Genomic DNA, 3,297 nt, shown 5'->3' with positions numbered 1-3,297 from the left:
GGCGGTTGTGCGGTGCCGTCGGACGACGGTTGTGGGAGTGGCGACGGTCCAGGGGGCTGGGTGGGTCGGCGGGTGTGGTGGTCACCGAGCTGTCCCGGGCCGCAGGAAGGTCAGCCCGACGAGCGTGGTCGCGGCGGCCTGGGTCGTGGTGCGCACCGGTCCTCCAGCCGCCCGGTCCATCCATCCGCGGCTCGACGTCAGGCGTTCAGCCTGGGCCGGTGCAGGGGCAGCTTGAAGCCCACCGCGATCAGCCAGGCCAGACCGGCGAACCTGGCGACCGGCAGCAGGTAGGCGGCGTCCTCGATCAGCAGGCTCAGGGTCGCGAGCTCGGCGACGGCGGCGACGGCCAGGCCGGCCCAGGCGAGCCAGCGGGGCAGCAGGCCGGCGAGCAGGCCCGGCACGGCGATCCCGGCCAGGAGCAGGCCGAGCGGCACCACGTGGCCGGGGCCGCCAGCGGCGAAGGCGAGCAGTTGCAGGGGGCGGATGAAGTCGCGGGCGCCGGGCTCGGACAGGGTCCAGCTGATCAGGCCGGAGGTGGCCAGGAAGGTGGCGGCGAGCAGGCCGCCGGCGAGGGCGATGGTGGCGCCCGGGGCGCGGATGCCGAGGTGGTGCAGCCGGGAGGAGGCGGTGGCGGCGTAGATGGCGAGGGGGATGGCGGCGGCGAACTGGAACGCGCCGCCGACGCGCACCGCCAGGGTGTGGTCCTGGAAGTACGCGACGATCGGGCCCGCCTCACCGAACGGTGACGGGAACGGCGTGCCGCCGGCGAGCGCCGTGCCGAGCACGAGACCGGCGACGAACAGGGCGGTGACGACGACGCCGAGGACACCGAGCGGTGGGCCACCCTGCGCGGTACGGGGCGCGGTGGTCTGCGTGACCATCGGATGTATCCCTTCAGTCGGATGAATGGTTCACTTGAGTGAATTATTCAGTACACTAGCGCTGTGAGTGGTGCTGGGCAACCCCCGCAGGGCGCGGCGTTCCTGATCGCGCAGGTCGGTGCGCACGCGGCCGGCCGGTTCGCCGACCGCGTCGAGGAGCTCGGCCTGACGCCGCCGGAGGTGGGGCTGCTGCGCATGATCGCCGGGGCGCCCGGGCGCAGCCAGCAGTCGGTCGCGGCGGACATGGGCGTGGTGCCGAGCCGGGTCGTGGCCATCCTCGACACGCTCGATCACAAGGGTCTGGTCGAGCGGCGGCAGGGCGCGACCGATCGGCGGCATCACGCGCTGCATCTCACCGACGACGGCCGGCAGGTGCTGATGGAGATGCGGCAGCTGGCCCGCGCCCACGACGACGATCTCTGCGCCGCCCTCGACCCGCAGGAGCGCGCGCAGCTCGCCGGGCTCCTCCAGCGCATCGCCGACCAGCAGGGGCTCACGCCGGGTGTGCACCCCGGTTACCGTCAGCTCGGCGGGCGGCGCAAGCGCTGACCCGGGCGCCCTGACTGGACCGCGCACCCGGTGCATCCACTACGGTCTACGACCATGACCGCACCGCAGGACTTCACCTCGGCAGGCTTGGGAGCCCGTGTCGTGGCGCTCGTCGGCGCCCTGGGTGCGGTGCTCGCGATGAGCATGCCCTGGGCCAGCGAGGACAACACCGGTGTCGCCGAGTCCGGTGAGGTGCTGCTCCTGCGCGGCGGCGTCGAGTGGACCGGCTGGGGCATCTACGGTGCGAGCCGGCTCGACGGTCACCGGCCCGTCTCGCTGACCGTGGCCATGATCCTCATCGTCGGCACGGTCCTGGTCGCGCTCGGTGCGTGGGTGGCGTTCGAGCGGACCCGCCGCCGGTGGCTGCCCCCGGCGACCGCCGCCGCGGCCGTGATCGCCCTGGTCGTCAGCTTCCCGGGCCTGGAGAGCGTCAACGGGCGCTTCGGCACCGGCCACGTCACCACGACCGAGTTCGGCATCGTGGTGTGGCGGCTCGCCATCGCCGCGGTCGCCCTGGGCTCGACCCGCCTCGCCCTGCTGCAGGAGGCGGCGAAACCGCTGCGCCCCGACGCCGGCTGACCCGGGCCGCTGTGGGCGGGCTGTGCGCCCACTGCATGGCGTTTTGCGGTGGTACGCCCAGATCCAGCCACATTCCGTAACCGCGCCGGTACGGTGTGGCGGCGGGTGTCATCCGACCGGGCCGCCAGGGTGCTACTCGGTTGCTGACAACCTCACCGCACCCCGGCGGCTACCTTAAGTGGACCAGCCATTCAGGCTGGCGGGGAAAGCGATGATCCACCGGGCGTCCTTGGTCGCCAATCGGTCCGGTGGGGAGCCAGTGGCGAAACCGGACCCGTCTCAGGTGACTACCGCGGGAGAACCGGTGTGCGTATTTACGCGCCCTCAGGCGTAGCAACACATCGCTGACGTAAAAGCCGTTCCCTTTCTTTGCCCTCGACCATTCGGGGGTTTCTCAAGCATGCCGTGCCACGGCGGAAACCGGGGGTCTTCCGTGCTGAAGAAAGCAGCGATGAGTATCGGCGCCGCGGTTGCCGCAGTGGCCCTGGCCGCCGTGATCTACCTGGCCGCGGCGCATCGCACGCCGGCCGCCGACGCCGGAGTCGTCTCCCGGCCGGCCAGCCGCAGCGAGTTGCAGCCGCCGCCGAATCCCGAGCAGTTGAAGCCGTCCGAACGCGTCGTCGTCACCAGCAAATAGCAACGCAAGTCGCCACCGACATACGTACCGCCCAGATTTAGGAGAACTGCGTGTTCCGCTCGAAGAAGCAGAAGATCGCCGCCATCGGTGCGACCGCCGCGGCCGTGCTCGTCGGTGTCGGCAGCGCCGCTTTCGGTGCCATTCCGGCCAGCAACACCGGCGTCATCACCGGCTGCCGCGACAAGAACACCAGCGCGCTGCGGGTCATCGACTACCAGTCGGGCACCCGGTGCAGGAACAGCGAGCAGATGGTCCAGTGGAACCAGGCCGGCGCGAAGGGCGCGACGGGTGCCACCGGTGCCACGGGTGCGACCGGACCTCAGGGCGCGACCGGCGCCCGGGGCCTGCCGGGCGCCACCGGCCCCGCCGGTGCCGCCGGCGCGAAGGGCGCGACGGGTGCCACCGGCGCCACGGGTGCGACCGGCGCGACGGGTGCCACGGGCGCCGCTGGCGCGACGGGTGCCGCCGGCGCCCAGGGCGCGACCGGCGCGAAGGGCGAGACCGGTGCGGCCGGTGCGGCCGGTGCGACCGGCGCGAAGGGCGAGACGGGCGCCGCTGGTGCCCAGGGCGCGCAGGGTGCCCAGGGTGAGACCGGCGCCGCCGGCGCTCAGGGTGCGCAGGGCGAGAAGGGCGAGACGGGTGCCCAGGGTG

The 3,297-nt window shown here is 72.8% G+C and carries 5 protein-coding genes; 4 read left to right on the top strand and 1 reads right to left on the bottom strand.

What is annotated here, in order from left to right; all coding sequences use genetic code 11:
• Positions 1–197: 197 nt before the first annotated feature.
• Positions 198–881, bottom strand: coding sequence for a DUF4386 domain-containing protein (locus Dsi01nite_RS01440; RefSeq protein WP_203844138.1), 684 nt, complete (start codon positions 879–881; stop codon positions 198–200).
• A gap of 63 nt (positions 882–944) precedes the next feature.
• On the opposite strand from Dsi01nite_RS01440, the gene Dsi01nite_RS01435 reads away from it, so the two are divergent.
• The 4 genes from Dsi01nite_RS01435 to Dsi01nite_RS01420 form a co-directional block, all read left to right on the top strand.
• Positions 945–1,430, top strand: coding sequence for a MarR family winged helix-turn-helix transcriptional regulator (locus Dsi01nite_RS01435; protein ID WP_203844137.1), 486 nt, complete (start codon positions 945–947; stop codon positions 1,428–1,430).
• Positions 1,431–1,484: 54 nt separating this feature from the next.
• The gene (locus Dsi01nite_RS01430) at positions 1,485–2,009 is read left to right on the top strand and encodes a hypothetical protein (protein ID WP_203844136.1); all 525 of its coding nucleotides are present in this window, start codon (positions 1,485–1,487) and stop codon (positions 2,007–2,009) included.
• A gap of 433 nt (positions 2,010–2,442) precedes the next feature.
• Positions 2,443–2,646 (top strand): hypothetical protein, encoded by a 204-nt coding sequence (locus Dsi01nite_RS01425; RefSeq protein WP_203844135.1) that lies wholly within the window; start codon positions 2,443–2,445, stop codon positions 2,644–2,646.
• Positions 2,647–2,696: 50 nt separating this feature from the next.
• On the top strand, positions 2,697–3,297 hold a 601-nt coding region (locus Dsi01nite_RS01420), incomplete at its 3' end, for a hypothetical protein (RefSeq protein ID WP_203844134.1).

The organism is Dactylosporangium siamense (assembly GCF_016862795.1).
Taxonomy (GTDB): Bacteria; Actinomycetota; Actinomycetes; order Mycobacteriales; family Micromonosporaceae; genus Dactylosporangium; species Dactylosporangium siamense.
This window is presented reverse-complemented; position numbering and strand designations above follow the sequence as displayed.

Excerpts from the sequence above, each read along its gene's own strand:
- Dsi01nite_RS01440 (WP_203844138.1), bottom strand. The coding sequence starts at position 881 with ATGGTCACGCAGACCACCGCGCCCCGTACCGCGCAGGGTGGCCCACCG.
- Dsi01nite_RS01430 (WP_203844136.1), top strand. The coding sequence starts at position 1,485 with ATGACCGCACCGCAGGACTTCACCTCGGCAGGCTTGGGAGCCCGTGTC.